This window comes from Schleiferilactobacillus perolens DSM 12744 (assembly GCF_001435585.1).
GTDB classification, from domain to species: Bacteria; Bacillota; Bacilli; order Lactobacillales; family Lactobacillaceae; genus Schleiferilactobacillus; species Schleiferilactobacillus perolens.
The window spans coordinates 13898-33431 of record NZ_AZEC01000005.1 but is presented as its reverse complement, the minus strand read 5'-3'; the positions used below and the strand labels follow the sequence as shown (position 1 = coordinate 33431).

General features: G+C 49.1%; 14 protein-coding genes. 5 read left to right on the top strand and 9 right to left on the bottom strand.

The window, feature by feature from the left end:
• Positions 1-11 precede the first annotated feature (11 nt).
• The 6 genes from ruvA to FD09_RS06780 form a co-directional block, all read right to left on the bottom strand.
• Complete coding sequence (ruvA, locus tag FD09_RS06810; RefSeq protein WP_057819675.1) at positions 12-626, bottom strand: Holliday junction branch migration protein RuvA; 615 nt, start codon at positions 624-626, stop codon at positions 12-14.
• A gap of 53 nt (positions 627-679) precedes the next feature.
• Positions 680-2641 (bottom strand): DNA mismatch repair endonuclease MutL, encoded by a 1962-nt coding sequence (gene mutL / locus FD09_RS06805; RefSeq protein WP_057819673.1) that lies wholly within the window; start codon positions 2639-2641, stop codon positions 680-682.
• A gap of 20 nt (positions 2642-2661) precedes the next feature.
• Complete coding sequence (gene mutS, locus FD09_RS06800; protein WP_057819670.1) at positions 2662-5307, bottom strand: DNA mismatch repair protein MutS; 2646 nt, start codon at positions 5305-5307, stop codon at positions 2662-2664.
• An 830-nt stretch (positions 5308-6137) separates the two neighbouring features.
• On the bottom strand, positions 6138-7772 hold the full coding sequence (gene groL, locus FD09_RS06790; protein WP_057819665.1) for a chaperonin GroEL: 1635 nt from the start codon (positions 7770-7772) through the stop codon (positions 6138-6140).
• Positions 7773-7831: 59 nt separating this feature from the next.
• Positions 7832-8116: a co-chaperone GroES gene (gene groES, locus FD09_RS06785; protein ID WP_057819663.1), complete on the bottom strand. Its 285-nt coding sequence runs from the start codon at positions 8114-8116 to the stop codon at positions 7832-7834.
• Positions 8117-8414: 298 nt separating this feature from the next.
• On the bottom strand, positions 8415-9095 hold the full coding sequence (locus FD09_RS06780) for a redox-sensing transcriptional repressor Rex (protein ID WP_057819661.1): 681 nt from the start codon (positions 9093-9095) through the stop codon (positions 8415-8417).
• A 263-nt stretch (positions 9096-9358) separates the two neighbouring features.
• Between FD09_RS06780 and FD09_RS06775 the strand changes: the two genes are divergently transcribed.
• A complete protein-coding gene (locus FD09_RS06775; protein WP_057819659.1) occupies positions 9359-11293 on the top strand; it encodes an ABC-F family ATP-binding cassette domain-containing protein in 1935 nt (644 codons plus the stop codon).
• On the opposite strand, the gene FD09_RS06770 is transcribed toward FD09_RS06775, so the two are convergent.
• From FD09_RS06770 to FD09_RS06760, 3 genes are read right to left on the bottom strand one after another with little or no spacing between them, the layout of a single operon-like run.
• Complete coding sequence (locus FD09_RS06770) at positions 11290-11616, bottom strand: hypothetical protein (protein WP_415649408.1); 327 nt, start codon at positions 11614-11616, stop codon at positions 11290-11292. The two genes, FD09_RS06775 and FD09_RS06770, sit on opposite strands and share 4 nt — an antisense overlap.
• 15 nt (positions 11617-11631) lie before the next feature.
• The gene (locus FD09_RS06765) at positions 11632-12186 is read right to left on the bottom strand and encodes a GNAT family N-acetyltransferase (protein ID WP_057819657.1); all 555 of its coding nucleotides are present in this window, start codon (positions 12184-12186) and stop codon (positions 11632-11634) included.
• Positions 12186-12875 carry a hypothetical protein gene (locus FD09_RS06760; protein WP_057819655.1) on the bottom strand — a complete coding sequence of 230 codons (690 nt, stop codon included), beginning with the start codon at positions 12873-12875 and terminating at the stop codon, positions 12186-12188. The genes FD09_RS06765 and FD09_RS06760 overlap by 1 nt, the downstream gene beginning before the upstream one ends.
• Before the next feature lie 377 nt (positions 12876-13252).
• Here FD09_RS06760 and FD09_RS06755 point away from each other — a divergent pair, with 377 nt between their 5' ends.
• The 4 genes from FD09_RS06755 to FD09_RS06740 all read left to right on the top strand — a co-directional run bounded on the left by FD09_RS06755 (position 13253) and on the right by FD09_RS06740 (position 19499).
• Positions 13253-14623: a glycerophosphodiester phosphodiesterase gene (locus FD09_RS06755; RefSeq protein ID WP_162261485.1), complete on the top strand. Its 1371-nt coding sequence runs from the start codon at positions 13253-13255 to the stop codon at positions 14621-14623.
• A complete protein-coding gene (locus tag FD09_RS06750; protein WP_057819651.1) occupies positions 14620-14979 on the top strand; it encodes an ArsR/SmtB family transcription factor in 360 nt (119 codons plus the stop codon). The genes FD09_RS06755 and FD09_RS06750 overlap by 4 nt, the downstream gene beginning before the upstream one ends.
• A 37-nt stretch (positions 14980-15016) precedes the next feature.
• Entirely contained in the window at positions 15017-16429 is a 1413-nt protein-coding gene (pepV, locus tag FD09_RS06745; RefSeq protein ID WP_057819649.1) for a dipeptidase PepV, read from the top strand.
• Positions 16430-16553: 124 nt separating this feature from the next.
• Entirely contained in the window at positions 16554-19499 is a 2946-nt protein-coding gene (locus tag FD09_RS06740; RefSeq protein WP_057819648.1) for a transglycosylase domain-containing protein, read from the top strand.
• The last annotated feature ends 35 nt before the right edge of the window (positions 19500-19534 follow it).

Below are 19534 nucleotides of genomic sequence, written 5' to 3'. Positions count from 1 at the left end.
TCCCAACAAAATTATCGTGTCTTCGTCAATAACCGTAATCCCAGTCGAATGTAATCATCCGTTTTCTGGTCTGGCTTCTCCCGCAAGCTCTTGGCCACCCGGGCCACGTCCTTTGCATTGTAACCGAGGGTGGTTAAAGCAGCCAACGCATCGGTCAATGCGGGAGAGTCATTTGCCGCTGCGGGATCTGTCCGGGTCGGTGGCGTAACCGGTCCACCCGCGGCCACCTGACCCAATTTATCCGCCAACTGTAAAATGATCTGCTGTGCGGATTTTTTACCAATCCCCGGAAAATGAGTCAAATACTGGACGTCATTACCTTGAATTGCTTGTACTAGGGCCGGAGCATCACCAGTGGCCAAGATTGCTAACGCCGATTTAGGACCAATCCCCGTGACACTGGTCAACCGCTGAAATAATTGTTTCTCAGTCAGGCTGGAAAAGCCATACAGAGTAATGCCAATATTGTCCCGGACTGTTTGTTCGACGTAAACCGTCACGGTACTCTCCCCCACCGTAAAGCGATAGGGATTGGGCACAATTAACTTATAGCCGATCCCTTGCACCGTCATCACCAAATAATCAGCGTGCACGGCAGCAATGGTCCCGGTAAAAAACTCGTACATGGCGGCTCGTCCTTTCTCACATCTTTTTCTAGTCTAACACAAACGTCTGTGCGTTACTCGCCGCCCCAGGCATGATGCGAGTCCTGAATTCGTTTGAACATTCGCGCCAAATCACGATCGGTGAAATGGGTGATCGTCGGCCGGCCATGGGGACAGTTGAACGGATTTTCACAGTCGCGCAAACTATCCAGCAAATGCTGGGCCTGTTGCGGCGTAATGTAGGTGTTGGCCTTGATCGATGCCTTACAACTAATCAAGGCCGTCGCTTTATTTAAAAACTTGGTAAGGCTTAGGGTGTGATCGGTCAAAAAGTAATCGATCATTTCTCGAATCATGGCTTCTGTGTCTTTTTGGGCAAACCATGCCGGGTGGGAATGCACCACAAACGTATTATCACCAAAAGGCGCCAGCTCAATGCCCGCCTGCGCCAGATCAGGCAAATGCGCTGCAATCGTGGTGTAGTCCGCCGCCGAGTAATCGAGGATCAGCGGCACCAGCAATGTTTGCTGATCAGGTTTAATCTGTCCCACTTGAGCGCGATACTTTTCGTAATTGACCCGTTCTTGGGCGGCATGTTGATCCAGAATATACAGGCCATCTTCGCCTTCAGCCAGCAAATAAGTCAGATGCACCTGAGCCAAAAAATGAAGTTGTGGAAAACGTTTAGTTGGTGTATTGGTGTTATCCACCAATGCCGTTTGTGTGACAGCCTGGGGGTAAGATTGGGTGGAAAACGCCAACGCCGGCTGGTCCTGAGCGACCCGCTGATCCCACGCCGCCAGCACCGCCGGATCCGCGAAGGCGTCCTCGGGATGCAAGGCGTCAGCAGCAATGAATTGCCCATTCGTCGCCACATGGGCCTCGGCTTCTGCCACCACGGGTTCCTCAGTGGTGGCATGGCCGGATTGCGTCGGGACAGCTGTTTGACTCATTGTATCCAACTGCGCTGACAGATCCGCCCATTCTTTGGGCTGGGGCACCGTATTCCGACTATGGGAATACAGATTCTCTAACGCACTGGGAATCAACCGTTGCTCGCCCAATTGTTTGGCCACCAGATCTGTGAGCAAAGTAGTCAATTCATTTTCCTTACTTAACCGCACCTCCTGTTTCGTGGGATGCACGTTCACGTCCACCAGCAGCGGATCCATGTGCACTGAAACAACCGCCACTGGATAGCGACCCACCATCAGCTTCGTCCCATAACCAGCAATTAAAGCCTTATTCAGCGCATAATTCTTAATGTAGCGGCCATTGATCAGTAATGAAATAAAATTGCGCGATGCGCGGGTAACTTCCGGTTTAGCGACAAAGCCTTGGACCTGGTAGTCCAGGGTATGGCCCTTAATGGGAAGTAAACTGCGGGCAACAGAATTACCATAGATGGCCGCAATGGTCTGCTGCCAATCATCATTACCCACTGTGGCCACCATTGTTTTGGTGTCATTGACCAAACTAAACGCCACATCTGGGTGGCCCAGTGCAATCCGGTCCACAATATCAGCAATATGCGCCAGTTCAGTTTGGACAGACTTCATGTATTTTAAGCGGGCTGGCGTATTGTAAAACAAGTCTTTTACAGTAATCGTCGTACCCTTGGGTTGGCTGGACTTCTCCTGTTTGAGCAGCTCACCGCCATTCACAACTGCAGTCTCCCCTAAACCATTTGCCGTACTGGTGGTCATCGTGACTTTGGCGACCGCGCCAATACTGGCCAGGGCTTCACCACGGAAACCCAAGGTGCCGATTTTGAACAAATCAGCGCCTGTGGCAATCTTGCTGGTGGCGTGCCGCGCAAATGCCAACGGCACATCCTCGGAGGCGATCCCGTCACCATTATCGCTGACACTGATCAGACTCAAACCACCGTCCCTGACCTGCACCCGAATCTGGGTGGCTTGAGCATCCAATGAATTCTCAACCAATTCTTTGACCACTGAGGCGGGGCGCTCAATCACTTCTCCTGCTGCAATCTGGTTGCTCACTTGGGCTGATAGGGCATGAATCTTACCCATCCGCAATCGTCTCCTTTCATTTAAGATTCCGCACGTTCATCTTTCTTTTTGTTCGTAGCCCGCCGCAATTTTTGCTGCCAAGCATCCACTTGATTCATTAACTGAATGGGGGTCATGTGGCCAATGTCTAAATCTTTGAGGCCGTCCACGACTCGACGTTCCACGGAGTCCGTTAAAACCACCGTTTCTGGTCGAAACAGGGCCAATTGCTGCTCACTGTTTTCCGCCACCGCAGCCGGTTGGTGGGCTGGCACTTTCTGCATCACCGGTGCCGGCACAGCTCGCCTTTTACCTTCTAATTGCTGCAAAATCACATCGGCTCGTTGCAATACGGTCTCTGGTAAACCGGCCAATTTTGCGACATGAATCCCGTATGACTTATCGGCCGGCCCTGGTTCAACCCGATGCAAAAATACCAGCTGACCATTTTCTTCAGCGGCCCCCACATGGACATTGTGTAAATGCGGTAATGTGTCCGCCAATTGCGTCAGCTCATGATAATGGGTAGAAAACAACGTCTTAGCTCGGACATGATTATGAATATACTCAATAATTGCCTGAGCCAGGGCCATCCCATCATAGGTCGCGGTACCCCGGCCGATCTCATCAAAGAGAATCAAACTGCGCGGAGTGGCATGCATCAAAGCATCGTTGGCCTCCATCATTTCCACCATGAATGTACTGTTGCCGGATAACAAATCATCAGCAGCCCCAATCCGAGTGAAGATATGATCAAATAATGGCATCTGGGCAGAGGTTGCCGGCACGTAACTGCCGCACTGAGCCATGATCACGGCGAGTGCCAACTGCCGCATGTACGTCGATTTACCAGACATATTTGGCCCAGTAATCAATAGAATCTCTGTCTCTGGGTCCATTGTGACTGAGTTTGGGACATAAGCATTGGCGCCTAATACCTTCTCCACCACCGGATGGCGACCATCCACAATATTTAGATCCTGTTGATGCTGGACGAATGTCGGCCGGACATAGTGATACTGTTCGGCAATCACCGCAAAGCCCTGGAGCACATCCAAACTTGCTAATTGAGCGGCAAGCGTTTGAATGCGCGCAATCTCTTTTTGAATTTCTCCCCGGACCTGGGTAAAGAGTTGATATTCCAACGCCGTTGATTGTTCGGAAGCTTCCAATACCAACCGTTCTTGGTCCTTTAACGCCGGTGTAATGAACCGCTCCGCATTCGTCAGAGTTTGTTTGCGCTCATAACGGCCTTCCGGTACTTTATCTAAATTAGAGCGGGTAATTTCGATATAGTAGCCAAACACCTTGTTGTAACCAATCTTCAAATTATGAATACCGGTAGCGGCCCGTTCCTTGGCCTCTAAGTTGGCAATCCACCGTTTGGAGTGATGCATCGTGTCCCGGTACTGATCTAATTTTTCATTATACCCATCCCGAATAACGTCGCCCTCTGTGACAGAAATCGGCGGATCATCTACAATGGCACGACTGATCAAGTCGGCGACTTCCGGTACCGGATCCATGGTCTTCAACAAGTTGTCGAACGCATGGCTCTTCAGTTGCCGTAACGTATCCATAATTGCCGGTACTTGCTGCAAAGAAGCCTTGAGCTGTAAAAGATCCCGGCCATTGGCACTGCCCAAGGCGATACGGCCGGCTAATCGTTCTAAGTCATATACTTTGGTCAATTGTTCCTGCAGTGTCACCCGTTGAAAATAATCATCAACCAACGCCGCCACTTTATCTTGTCGCGCCGTAATTTCCTTTTCCGAAAGCAGCGGCCGTTCTAACCACTGTTTGAGTAAGCGGCCACCCATCGCCGTACGAGTTTCGTCCATCACCCAAAGCAATGAACCCCGTTTATTCCCATTCCGTCGGGAGGAAATCAATTCCAGATTAACTTGAGCATCGTGATCCATCTGAAGGAATTGACTAGGAGTGTATACCACCGCTTTCTGCAAATGGGCCAAAGCCCGTTTTTGGGTGGCCAAAAGATAGCCGACCAACCGCGCCAATACCTGTTTTTGCCCATCGTTAGCCGCATCTTGGCGGACATAGCTGACTTCTGCAGAAATCTCTGGCAATTGTTGAGGGGATTGTAACACGCTGAGGGGTTTGAAGGCATCAGCCAAATCACTGGGTAAATTATCCGCCACGACGATTTCTTTGGTCTGTAAAGACATCATTTCATTCAATACTTCATCCACACTGCCCAGCGTGGTCACCCACACTTCCCCAGTAGATAAATCCGTATAGGCAAAATGATATTGGCCATTTAGCTCATCCACGGCAGTGAGGTAGTTATTGTCTCGCTGCTTGCCCGGTGAATCCGGCATCTGTGTCCCTGGCGTCACCAATTGAATAACGGCACGCTTAACCATGCCCTTAGCCAGACGGGGATCTTCCATTTGCTCACAAATGGCGACTTTGTATCCCTTGTCGACCAAAATGTCGATGTAGCTTTGGACGGCATGGTGGGGTACACCGCACATCGGGACTGGATCTGATACACTCTTGTTCCGTGATGTCAGTGTCAACTCCAGCATCTGCGACCCTTTGATCGCATCATCGTAAAACAGTTCATAAAAATCCCCGATCCGATAAAACAGAAAGGCATCGGGGTACTGGTTTTTGATGGCGAAGTATTGCTGCATCATTGGCGTTTGTTTAGAATGACTGGCCATGCTGCACTCCTTTTTTGTTTGCCGATTCGTTACTTTTGTACCCTCTAATATATCACAAACTGGGTGAATAGGTGGTTTGCAGGTACGTGTAGCCGCTGTTGACACCGAAAAAAGGGCACCTCCCCTGTGTGGTACAGCGGTGGTGTCCCGATTGGTTAAACTGGAGGTGGAGAATGATCGATTTATCCCAAATCCATTTGTGCTCCCCTCGTTGGTAGGAAGCGCTTCGCCTAGCCTCGCCAGTTCTACAAACACACCATACCATGGGCCCTTTTAGTGGTGACCGCAATATTTGTAAACTTAGTTTGTGGAAGTTGCAGAGGCCAGAGGGCGCAGCCGACCGGTTAGGGGCGTATGCAGAAGGCAGGGCAGGCAGAAAACCCGGGTTTAGGTTTTATGTCTGCCCTGCCTTCTGCACTAGCCCCTGGTCGGCGGAGCCCGTTTATGGAGGCTATGGTAAAGAGTCCCATTACTGCCGTGCCAAAGCTGCGCAATCTCCGGGTGAACGGGGCTGCGAAGCGCAGCAAGTGCGTAGCCGCAGGCGTAGCAAGCTGTGACGGCGCTTTGAGCCCGCCAAGTACGCGGTCTCAAAGTCGCCTAACCGCATATAAACTTGCCCAGGACCGGGGCAAGTTTATTGCGGTTCCCACAGCTGAGCCCCATTCACCCTCCGATTGCTCCGCTTTAGCACTAGATTTGTCAGGCTTCGAAAAAGAAGACCGATCCAAATTTCTCAGTTCAAGTTTCCCATACAAAAACAAAGCCCCGATCCAAATATGGACTCGAGACCTTGTTTGAGAAGTACTAGACAACTACTGAGTTGTCACTAATTACATCATGCCGCCCATGCCTGGGGCGCCTGCACCAGGACCGGCTGCAGGAGCATCATTCTTGGGTTCAGGCAATTCGCTGACAACAGCTTCTGTGGTCAACAGTAAGGCCGCAACAGAGGCAGCGTTTTGTAATGCAGAGCGCGTTACCTTAGTGGGGTCAATGATCCCTGCTTTGACCATGTCTTCCCACTTGTCGTCGCGGGCGTTGTAACCGAATTCGGCCTTTTCACCCTTTAAGCGTTCAACAATGACAGAACCTTCCTTGCCGGCATTCTTGGCAATTTGGCGAACTGGTTCTTCCAAAGCACGCAGAACAATGTTGATACCAGTTTGAACGTCGCCCTCTTCGTGCAGTGCAGCCACAGCAGGGATCACGTTAACCAGTGCAGTACCACCACCAGCGACGTAGCCTTCTTCAACGGCTGCACGAGTCGCATTCAGGGCATCTTCGATCCGGTACTTGCGTTCTTTCAGTTCAGTCTCAGTGGCCGCCCCGACATTGATGACCGCAACACCGCCGGCTAACTTAGCCAAACGTTCTTGTAACTTTTCACGATCGAAATCAGAAGTAGTTTCGTCAATTTGCTTACGGATTTGGCCAACCCGTTCTTGAATGGCATCCTTTGCACCAGCGCCTTCAACGATCGTCGTATCGTCTTTCGTCACTGTGACTTTACCAGCTTGACCTAATTGATCAATCGTTGTGTCCTTCAATTCCAAACCAAGGTCGGAAGAAATGACCGTACCACCAGTCAAAATGGCAATGTCTTCAAGTTGTGCCTTACGCCGATCACCAAAGCCAGGTGCCTTCACTGCAACAACATTGAAAGTGCCCCGGATCTTGTTCAATACCAAGGTCGGTAAAGCTTCCCCTTCAACATCATCAGCAATGATCAACAGGGACTTGCCTTGTTGAACGATTTGTTGAAGCAACGGTAAAATGTCTTGGATGTTGGAGATCTTCTTATCCGTAATCAATAGATATGGATTGTCAAGATCAGCTTCCATCTTGTCGTTGTCGGTCACCATGTATTGAGACAGGTAGCCGCGATCAAATTGCATCCCTTCAACAACCTTCAAGTCTGTTTCAATACCTTTAGACTCTTCGATCGTGATCGTACCGTCATGACCAACTTTGTCCATGGCGTCTGCGATTAATTTACCAATTTCTTCACTGGAAGAAGAAACCGCCCCGACAGAAGCAATTTGATCCTTTGTTTCCACTTTGTGTGAGTTCTTGTGCAGCGCTTCAACTGCTGCCTTAGTTGCCTTCTCAATACCAGTCCGGATACCAACGGGGTTAGCGCCAGCAGTGACGTTCTTCATACCTTCACGCACGATGGATTGAGCTAAGACAGTCGCAGTGGTAGTCCCGTCACCGGCGATATCATTGGTCTTCGAAGCAACTTCGGAAACTAACTTAGCACCCATGTTTTCGTAGTGGTCTGGTAAATCGATATCCTTGGCAATCGTTACACCATCATTAGTGATTTCCGGTGCACCATAGGATTTTTCCAAAACAACGTTCCGACCCTTGGGTCCGAGTGTTGTCTTGACAGTGTCGGCTAATTTATCGACACCGCGTAACATTGCAGCACGTGCGTCTTCAGAGAACTTGATTTCTTTTGCCATTCGAACTTTCACCTCATATAATTATTGTGTTTTATATTCGTAGATCACAGCGGGAAAAATTATTCCACAATCGCCATGATGTCCTTATCATGCAAAACCAAATACTTTTGATCGTCGTAACGTACTTCGGATCCTGCATATTTGTCAAACAGGACCTTATCACCAGTTTTGACGCTGGGTTTGATACGGCTGCCGCTATCAGTCAAAGCACCCTCGCCAACCGCAACGATTTCACCCGTTTGTGGTTTCTCTTTGGCGTTGCTAGCCAGCACAATACCGCCGACTGTTTGTTCCTCTGCTTCTTGGACCTTAACGATGACCCGATCGCCTAATGGTTTTAACACGAAGAATCCCTCCTAAAACAGTTATCATCAATAGTTGTTAGTCACTTAGCACTCAACACAGCTAAGTGCTAATCACATGTTCTATGATATCATTTTCGGGTTGGAATGCAACACTTTTCAGCAAATTATTTGCACTGTTGGCCATAGACTGCTAATCGTGCTGGGAGATTTTCCATTTCTCACCGGCAGCGCCAAGTGCGCCATTGACACTGCTGGCAAGAAAGCATGATGAGCCGAGTACAACCAAAAAGCTCCGCAGAAGCATATTCCTCTGCGGAGTTAATGTGCGCCGATTCAATTACTTTGTTTCGTTTGTTTCTGGTTCTTTCTCTTTTTTGCTCTTGTCTGAATTGGGATAGTGGTCGATGAAGTAGATTAGAGTCTGGAGTTCATTGACTAGGTCCACGTTTTGTACCCGGACGGTGTCTGGGACGGAGATGCGGATCGGCGTGAAGTTTAAGATGCCATGAACGTTAGCTTTCACTAAACGATCCGTGATATCCTGAGCTGATTGGGTCGGTACCGTCAAGATGACGATATCAATTTGCTGATCTAGCAATTGGGTCTCCAATTCGTCCATCGGATAAATGGGCACGCCGCTTTGAATCTTGCCGGTGATATCGGGATCGATGTCAAATGCCGCTGAGATGCGCACCGAGTTAGTCTGCCGAAAATTGTAATTCAACAAAGCATGACCGAGATTGCCCACACCGATGAGTGCGACGTTGGTGAGGTGATCTTGATTCAATGTCTTGGCAAAAAACGTCAAGAGCGAATCTACATCGTACCCATAACCACGCTTGCCTAACGCACCGAAGTATGAGAAATCTCGCCGGATTGTTGCCGAATCAACCTTTACTGCTTCGGATAACTCAGTCGATGAGACTTTACCTTTCCCAGCAGTATGTAAAAAGTTGAGATAGCGATAATATAACGGTAGACGCTTGGCAGTTGCCTTTGGAATTTTAAAATCTGCCATTTTGGCCCTCCTTGTGCCTGATTGCACGGCCTCCAAGGAGGCCGTGTGAATTGCTCAAGAATGTTCGGGTTTGGTGGGATTAAAGGGGTCTCCCAAGTCACCACGAACATTTCGTAAACAAATGATACGTTTTCTCAAGCTAAAAAGCAAATAAATCACAAATTATTTCACATTGTTGTCTGCCTGTTTCTTCGGTACAATGATTTGTGAAAATAACTGTGTATTCAAGGAATAAAATTTGCCCGTCAGAAAGGTGTAAACTCGTGATTTTATTACAAGCACAGCATGTGCGCAAAGAATTCAATGCCATACCAATATTTACAGACGCCAATCTAGTCGTCCAGGACCATGACCGCATCGGACTGGTGGGCCCTAACGGTGTCGGTAAATCAACATTCATTAAAACCATTATCGGCGAGGAGGAACCAACCGCTGGTCAAATCAGTTTTGCCAACAATCTGAACTGGGGTTATTTAGCACAGGATTCTGGCTTAGATACAACGCGAACAATCTATGCGGAAATGTTAACAGCGTTCACTGATCTTCGAAAGATGGCTACCCAAATTCACGAATTAGAGCAGCAAATGGGTGCTGATCCGCATAACGAAAACTTACTCTCGACCTATGATCGGCTCAGTCACGATTTTACGGAGCAAAACGGTTATGGCTACGAGGCCGAAATTCGTACTGTCTTAGCTGGGTTCAAGTTTGGCCCAGATGTTTATGATAAGCCAATTGCCACTTTATCTGGTGGCGAGAAATCGCGCTTAGCCTTGGCCAAACTCTTACTGGAAAAACGCCAGCTGCTGATTCTGGACGAACCAACCAACCACTTAGACATTGATACGCTCACTTGGCTGGAAGGTTACCTGCGTAATTATCCTGGAGCGTTATTGCTAGTTTCTCATGACCAGTATTTCCTGGATAAATTAACCACTCAAATCGTCGAATTACGCCCCACTGGAACGACTCGTTACACCGGCAATTACTCAAAATACTTAGGAGAACGGGAACAACGCTCCGAGTTGGCCTGGAAAGCATACGAAAAACAGCAAGAAGAAATTGCTAAATTAGAAGACTATATTCAAAAGAACATCGTCCGCGCCTCCACCACAAAAATGGCCCAATCGCGCCGGAAGAAACTCGAAAAAATGGTTCGTTTGCCAAAACCCACCGGTCCAGATAAAACCATTCGTTTTTCGTTTACCCAAGAACGCAGCAGCGGCCATGATGTTTTACGGGTCAAGGACGCAACGGTGGGTTACACAGCTGATCATCCCATGTCTGGACCCATCAACATCAACGTAGACAAAGGTGACCGTACGGCCATCATCGGTCCCAATGGGATTGGTAAATCGACTTTATTGAAGAGTATTTTAGGCAAAATTCCCTTCCTCGCGGGCACGGTGTTATTCGGCACGGGCGTCGTCGTGGGATACTACGATCAGGAACAAATGATTTTGCATCCAGAAAAAACCGTACTCAATGAGGTCTGGGATGATCACCCGACCATGGCCGAAAAAGATATTCGGGCAGTCCTGGGTAGTTTCTTATTCCGCGGTGATGATGTACTCAAAGGAGTCGCTGATCTATCCGGTGGCGAAAAGGCCCGTCTTAGTCTGGTGAAGCTGGCGTTGGACCACGACAACTTCTTGATCTTAGATGAACCAACCAACCATCTGGACATCGAATCAAAGGAAGTGCTGGAAAACGCCCTGACTGATTTTGCCGGGACAATTCTATTTGTTTCCCATGACCGGTATTTCATCAACGCGCTGGCCAACCATACTTACGTCCTTTCAAAAGACGGCAGCACCCATTACTTGGGCAATTACGATTACTACATTGCCAAAAAAGCTGAAGAAGACGCCTTAGCAAGTGAACAGGCCACACCGGCTGATGCCCAACCGGTGGCAGTAGAAAAGACGGAAAATCAGCAAGACTTTGAAGAAACCAAGGCGGCCCAGCGTAACCAACGCAAGTTAACCAGAGAAGTTGCCGCTTTGGAGGCCCAAATCGACCAATACAGTCATGAGGAGGCCAAACTGCAGGAAAGCATGGCCGATCCAGCAGCATTAACAGACTACAAAAAAATGCAGTCACTGCAAGAACAGCTCACTGCACTTCAAAACAAACGTCATCAGGCTGAACACGATTGGGAAAACAAATTAACCGAGTTGGATGATCAAACCGACTAACCGACGTGGTTAGTCTTTAGAATTTCCTCAAAAGCATCTCTCACCGGACCTGCCGGCTTTTGCCACTCTTCCCACTTGGTAAAGTCTTCCGGCGGCATTTTGTACGTATCATTGATGTATTTTTCATACGCCTGTACGGCCCGGGTATGGGCAATATTAAGTTGGATAATCCGCACTTCTTTAATCATCCCCCGATTGGCCGCTAATTCTGCGCGGCCATTCATAAACATATTACTCACTTCAAAATATTGGGAACCGTCCAACCGGGTGATTTGTTCAATCAAATCCAAGGTCTGGTAACGATTCACTGCTTTATCTGGCACATTAATTCCCGCTTTCTAAGCATCCAAATTTTTTACTTTGCTGAACACAATTAAATCGGTGAGCTGATCACCGATCCGTTGAAATTGACGCAACCGCCCTTCCTGGATGAAATGATTGTGCGTCAAAACCTTCTGGGAGGCTAAATTATCCGGCAGCACCCCGGCGCTGACTCGATTTAAGGACAGCGCCCCCCACGCCTGGCGTACCATGGCAGCCACGATACGCTGCCCGAGGCCCTGCCCTTGAAATTCAGGGAGCACCTCATAACCAATCTCAGTCCGTGCATCCGTTTGATCAATGTCATTGAAGCCAACGATCCCAACCGGTCGGCCAGATTTGACGACCACATAACGGCCAGCTGCGCCAATCTGTGCTTGCCCCAGATCGTAACCAAGCTTCGTCTGGACAGCGCTTAAACTAGCGGCCGGCACCATCCCCAATTGGCGCGCCACCACCGGGTCTTTCCACTGGGGATAAAAGGTGGCGCCGTCACTGGGTTGCGCCAAGCGAAATACCAGCCTTGTCGATTCATCTTGCCATTGCGCAGGTAATGCTTGAAATATGTCCATCAATTAGTCGTCTCCTCTGTGGTCCACTTGGTCCCCAAGCGAACCAACCTTTTGGCGTTTTCTAACACATCATTGCTTGGTGTCTTAACCTTCCAATTTGTCGGAACAACGAGTGCCAATGTGGAATAACGATCCGGCGTAATAAATCCGATTTGCCGATACCGACGATCGTTGAGTGTGTATCGATATCCCGTCAAATAAGGCGCCGTGACCTGTTTTTTTGTCACCGGACCGCTATAATTGACTGGCGTCACATTTTGGCCGACATAGAAGTAATAACTGCCATCTGCGTAGCCCACTAGGCGGACAGTTTCGCGCACAGGCTGTCGACTGTACATCGTTAGCTGCTTCATATCCTGATCATTTTGCACGACCGAATAAGCCCCCACGATCCGCTCACTTTCCGGTGTGTAGCCGAAAAAGGATGGCCGTTCAACGCGCACGCGCGGGGTCACATGACCGAATTCTTTCATATAATGACGTGTGCTAGGGGTAAACATAAAAATGGCAGCCGCCGCTAAGCCCACTGCACTGATTACCATCATGCCAATCCCCCATCGCCGCCGCTCCTTATATCGCGGTCCGAGCAGGAGTGCGCCAATGGTAAACACAATCAGCCCACTGACCAAAATCACGGGCAGTGCCGTATTAATAAACCGCTCAATAAAAACCCATTGATCAAAATCCATCCAACGTCCCCTCCTCACTTTGCAGGCATTGGTTCAATTAGTCTTTTATTAAAGTGATCACCAGTGCCATTGCGGAGCAGTCGTAGGTTGAAAGGGGCTCAGCCGTGGAAACCACACCGCGCGCTTTTTGCGCGGATGTGGTTAGGCGTGTTTGAGACCGCGCACTTTGCGGGCTCAAACCGCCGTCACAGCGTTCCAGCCCCTTTCAACCGGAGACTGCGCAGCTTTGGCACGACGCAGCAGCGACTCTTAAACCCGCTGCGACAACGCTCTTTGCTTTTTTATGATACACTATTTTCAGCAATTCGCTAAACAGGGAAGTGTCAAGATTCGTGAGAAAATGGTCCGTTTTGTTTCTGTTACTCGGTATATATGTATTGACCACGGCATTTGTTGTGGTTGGTCACCGCGGTGATCCGCTCAATGCCCCAGAAGAAACTTTCCAAAGCATCGACTCAGCGTTCACCCATGGCGCTAACTATGTCGAACTCGATGTCCATGTCAGTCAAGATAATGTGCTGGTGGTCAGTCACGACCGGGATCTTTACCGTGTGACCAACACCCACGCCATTGTCAGTGAACATCCTTTTGCCGAGTTGCAGAAACTGCATCAAGCTAACGGTGAACCCATTCATAGTTTGGACGAGGTTTTTGCCCACTTTCAAAGCAATCCAAAGGCCAAATTTTTGATCGAGACCAAAAAGACGAAACATGGCAATCCTAAAAACATGGAAGCGTTACTGGTGGCACTGATTCAAAAGTACCATATGGAGAATCGCGTGATGGTGCACAGCTTTTCATATGAGAGTTTAGCCGAAATGAAGAAACTGATGCCCGCCATTCCCCGTATCTTTATTGCTGGCTCTCTGGGCCGGTTGAACTTCGAACGATTCACCGTGACCACCGGCGTTAATATTTCTTCAGAAATTGTCACGCCACAATTGGTCAACCAATTGCATTACATTGGCCAAAAGGTCTATGTTTGGGATGAAATGACTGAAAAGCAAAAGCACTGGGATTCAGTCGTCAATCTGCCCATCGATGGGGTCGTCACAAATTATCCTGAAGTGGGCCATGAATACCAACAGCTCAAAGGTGAAGCTGACCTGAAGACCATTAGCGATGATGTAGCGGTGGTCAGTGACCGCCCCATTGCCACTTATGAAAACCCCTACGCCCTCGTCCCCAATCAACATACCGCCACCCCGGGCATCACTTTGCATGCTACCCAATACGTGGCCATGAAGGGCCGCGCGTTTTATCAAGTGGGTGAAAACACCTTTGTGGATGCCGATTACGTGAACCCCGAAACATTGTGTCCAAATTTAGTGCCTTTTGTGGATGCCAAAGTCCAATTACGAGCGCATCAATCATCAGCAGTGGGTTACAACTCACCGACGCATCCCCAAAATAAAACAGGATCTTTACGGCCCAACCGCCAGTATACGATTGATGCCATTAAAGTGGTCAACAGTTCCGTATGGGTAAAAACTGACCGCGGTTGGGTAAATACGGCTTCTCTTTTACTTACTCTGCCTTCTGCCCGGCCGACCCAATTCACAACCCAATTAAGTGCTTATTTTGGTGAAAAAGCCGCTGATCGGATTGCGTTATTGAATCTGGCGGCACTTGTTCCTGGCAGTCAACTGATTAAACCGGCAGCCATTGTCAGCCAGTCTGGACCTTTTGCCACAGTGACCCCTGGGACAATCACCGCCCAGTCAATTAAGAAGGAGCGCACATCATGATGTCAAGAGAAGATCCCAGTCAAATTGATCACATCGGGCTGGTGGCCGAAGTGAAGGATAAATTACCTACTGAACCGACCATTACAGCCATGACCAGTATGTTAAAAATGTTTGCCGATGGAACCAGGGCCAAGATCCTGTTTGCCTTGTATGAATCAGAACTTCGGGTTTACGATATCGCAGATATTCTAGAGATGTCCCAATCTTCTGTTTCTCACCAACTGCGGTTGCTGAAACAATCCAAGTTAGTCAAAAGCCGCAAAGAGGGCAAAGAAGTATATTATTCACTGGCTGACGATCACGTCATCAACATCTTCTCCCAAAGTCTCGCCCACGCATCCGAGAAACCACAGTAATCACTGTATCTTTTACTTTTTAAGGAGTGTTTAATTTATGACGATTGATTGGCAAGCAGAAGTTGATAAGCGTAAGGGTGCGCTTCTTGCAGATTTACATGATTTATTGCGCATTAATTCTGAGCGGGATGTTCAACACGCCACTGCAGATTATCCGTTGGGACCAGGACCAGCCAAAGCATTAGACACAATGCTCACTTTCGGCCGCCGCGACGGTTTCACCACGAAGAACGTGGATAATGTCGCTGGCCGCATTGCCTATGGCAGCGGCGCCGAAATCCTTGGTCTCTTTGCCCATGTGGACGTAGTGCCCGCCGGTGATGGCTGGCAGACCGATCCGTATCAGCCTGTGATCAAGAACGACCGACTATATGGCCGCGGTACAGCTGACGACAAAGGACCGGCGATGGCGGCGTATTACGGTCTCAAAATCGTGAAGGATTTAGGGCTGAGCGTCCACAAGCAAATTCATTTTATTTTCGGCACAGATGAAGAAAGTGAATGGGTTGGTATTCACCGCTACCTTAAAACAGAACCAACGCCCGATTTTGGTTTCTCCCCTGACGCAGAATTCCCCATTATCAATGGTGAAAAAGGGATCGCCTCATTTAAGATCGACGTCTTACCACCAAAAAACAAGATCAGCGGTGAATACACATTACAATCCTTCACCGCTGGAATTCGCGACAACATGGTGCCTGGTACGGCCAGTGCGGTCATTACCGGGGCAAATCCAGGGGAACTGCAACAACGATTTGACTCGTTTCTGGCATCCCATCCCGTGGACGGAACAATCACCGGTCATGGGGATGCAATTCAATTGAACGTCACTGGTAAAGGCGCGCATGCCTCGCAACCGGACACCGGCATCAACGCGCCAAATTATCTCGCATTATTCCTGGACAGTCAGCCATTGAGCGGTCACGGTGCTGCATTCGTTCATGTGATCAGCCAATATCTGGCCAAAGATACAGATGGTACCGCACTAAGGATCGCACATCATGATGATTTGATGGGTGATTTGACCAGCAGTGCTGATCTGTTCAACTTCTCCCTTGAAAATCATCAAGCCAATGTGACGATTAATGTGCGTTTTCCCCAAGGAATAACGGCAGAGCAGATTAATCGGCGCATTGTCCAAACGATCGGTGCCAATGTTGTGACCAGTACGATTCTGGGTACACCGGAGACCCCGCATTATGTCAGTGGGAAAGATCCATTGGTGAAAACCTTGTTGCAGGTCTATAAAGATCATACAGGGCACCAAGGCAGCGAGGGAATTGTCGGCGGCGGCACCTATGGCCGCATCATTCCCCGTGGTGTCGCCTTCGGTGCCGAGATGCCCGATCAAGAAAGTGTCATGCATCAGGCCAATGAATACATCCCCTTGGCCGAACTGTGGCAAGCCACAGCAATTTATGCAGATGCCATTTACCGACTTGCCCAATAACCGATTTACACAACCACGCCGCGCGTTTGGTTACAGCTTAACGCGATTGTAACGTGGCTGTGTTTTTATTGGCGAAATGGTTACGTTATAATGGCAGGGTGTAATTTTTTAAGGTGGTGCAGTTTTGAAGCATATCCGACAATGGTGGGCACAATTTCGTGCTTGGATAACGCGACGGCGTAAACTGTCGCAAGAAACCCGTAAACAAGCAGAGCGGTCTGTCCTGAGTGAACAGGATACGCCCTTTGCTGCTTGGTTGCGCACTCGTTTTTCTGCCGGTTGGGCAACCAGTTGGAAGACTTTGGCATTTTGGTTCAACGTCGTTATGGCTGCCGCCCGCACGATTTGTATTCGCCTGCTGGCGGCAGCTATTGTCATCGGTGGACTAGGTATGGGCATGGTCCTGGGGTACTTTGGTGCGCTCGTCCAAACTGTCAAGGTTCCCACCCGCAGTACTCTGACAAAGCAAATCAATACGACCACCCAATCGTCCCAGTTATATTACGCGGACAACGTCAAAATGATGAATTTCAACACTGATCTGCGCCGGACACCCGTCGCCAGTAAGGCCATTTCACCTTGGTTGAAAAAAGCGATTGTCGCTACCGAGGATGAAAACTTTTACGTGCACTCCGGCGTGGTACCCAAGGCCCTAATTCGGGCCGGGGTGGGTGACATTACAGGGATCGGCGGGCAAACCGGCGGATCGACCCTGACTCAGCAATTGGTCAAAATGCAGTTGCTGTCCTCTGAAACAACCTTCAAACGTAAAGCCAGTGAAATATTACTGGCCTCCCGCATTGACAAATTCTTTAGCAAAGAGGAGATCCTCCGGGCGTATTTGAATGCCGCCACTTTTGGCCGCAACAATAAGGGCGAAAACGTGGCCAGGGTGGAGGAAGCGGCGCTAGGGTTGTTTGGTAAACACGCCAATCACTTAAGTATTGCTCAGGCCGCTTTCATTGCTGGCTTGCCGCAAAGTCCCTCTGTCTACACGCCCTATACACAAACCGGCACGCTGAAGAAGAATCTCAGCGCTGGGATTGATCGCAAAAATACCGTCTTGTTTCGCATGTATCGCGCTGGCGTATTGACCAACAAACAGTATCAATCAGCCAAAAAAGAGGATCTGAAATCCGAGTTTTTGGCTAAAGCCACCCCAGAACGGACTGACAGCAAATTAGGTTATCTGTATGATCTCATTTCCGACCAGGCTGTGTATTATTTGGCACAATACCTGGCAAAAAATGATGGCCTGAAATGGGCCACCGTGCGGCAACACAACGATACCTATGCCGAATATCGGCAACGGGCACTCACGTTGTTGACTACCAAGAATTATCAGGTACACTCAACAATCAATAAACCCGTTTACGATGCCATGCAAACCGCCATGAATCAATACGGTGACTATTTAGGAACGACCCATTCGTACACTGTGACCAATCCCACCACTGGGAAGGAAGAAACTGTGACTGAACCGGTGCAAAATGGGATGATCCTCCTCAACAACCAGACTGGGGCTGTACTGGGCTTTATTGGCGGCCGCAACTATTCGGAAAATCAGAGCAACCATGCCTTTTACACCTATCGCTCTCCTGGTTCTTCGATCAAACCATACTTAGTTTACGGTCCGGCAGTGGACCAAAAACTAATCGGGACCGAATCGCAAATTGCCGATTTTGAAGTTAACTACAACGGTTATTCTCCATCAGACTACGGCTCAACGATTCAAAATCGATTCATCAGTGCCAAAGAAGCCTTGGCCCAATCCTATAACATTCCTGCGGTTAATCTTTACAAGGAATTAAGGACCAAGACAAACCCGAAAACGTATATGGATAATTTGGGTGTCCCCCTGACCGACAAAGAGCTCTCTCGTCTTGGTGTGGCCTTAGGTGGTACCGACAATGGGATTAGTGTTCAGCAAGAAGCTAGTGCCTTCTCGACTTTCGCCAACGAGGGTGCACATACAGATTCCTTTGTGATTGACAAAATTGAGACACCCACCGGTCAAGTGGTGTATCAGCACCATGCCGAAAAGAAACAGGCGTTTACTGCTGCGACATCGTATATCATGCGAGATATGCTGCGCAATGTCGTCACTCAAGGAACGGCTGCATCCCTATCCTATCAAGTAAACTTTGATACCAGCTCCCTATATGGTAAGACTGGGACGTCGAATGACAACAAAGATGTGTGGTTTGTTGGCTCCACACCAGGCGTCACCATGGCTTCTTGGATCGGTTATGACAACTTCTGGGGTCACTCGTATAATCTGAACGACTCTGGGACCAACATCAATCAGGCACTTTGGGCACGGGTGGCCAATGCAGCCTATGCAGCTGATCCTAAGGTCTTCCAGCTCGATAAGACGTTTAAAAAACCAGATACGGTGAAATCAGTCAGTGTTCTGGCTAAGACTGGCCTGCCTGCTGGGAGTATTACTTATAAGGGCAGCCGTACCAGTGTGAGCGGCAACACCGTCACCAGCTTGTTCAACAACTTCACACCGGCAGCCACCTCGTTTACATTTGGCATTGGTGGTACCACAAAGAACTACAACCTATTTTGGGCCAACTTCTTTGGTGCCAAGAACGGCTATGGAACGGTCACTAAATACACTGGCGAAACCATTCGCGATCCCAATGATAAAGTGGGAGATGTCTCGGCGGCAAATGCGACTGACGAATCCGGCAGCGAGGAATCTAACGACGTGGGCAGCAGCTGGCAGGGTAATCAGTCCGGTAATACCAATCAACAGGACTCAGGCAGCACCGGCACGACCCAGAATCAGAATCCAAGTACTGGTAATACTGGTCAAGGTCAAACCAACCAAGGACAAACTGGACAAAATCAGGGGCAAGGTACCAACACTGGACAAACTGGTAACGGTCAAACAGGCAGCGGCGGCACCGGTTCTGGCGGTACTAGCACTCCCGGTACGGGAACCGGTACTGGTCAAGGTTCCGGTGGCTCTACTGGCGATTCCGGCGGTACGGGCACTGGTCAATCTGGCGGCCAATCCGGCGGCAACAATAACAGTGGTGGTCAGCAACAATCGCCATAAGAAAACAAGCGGTCCTGGGGTTCAATTAAGCCCCA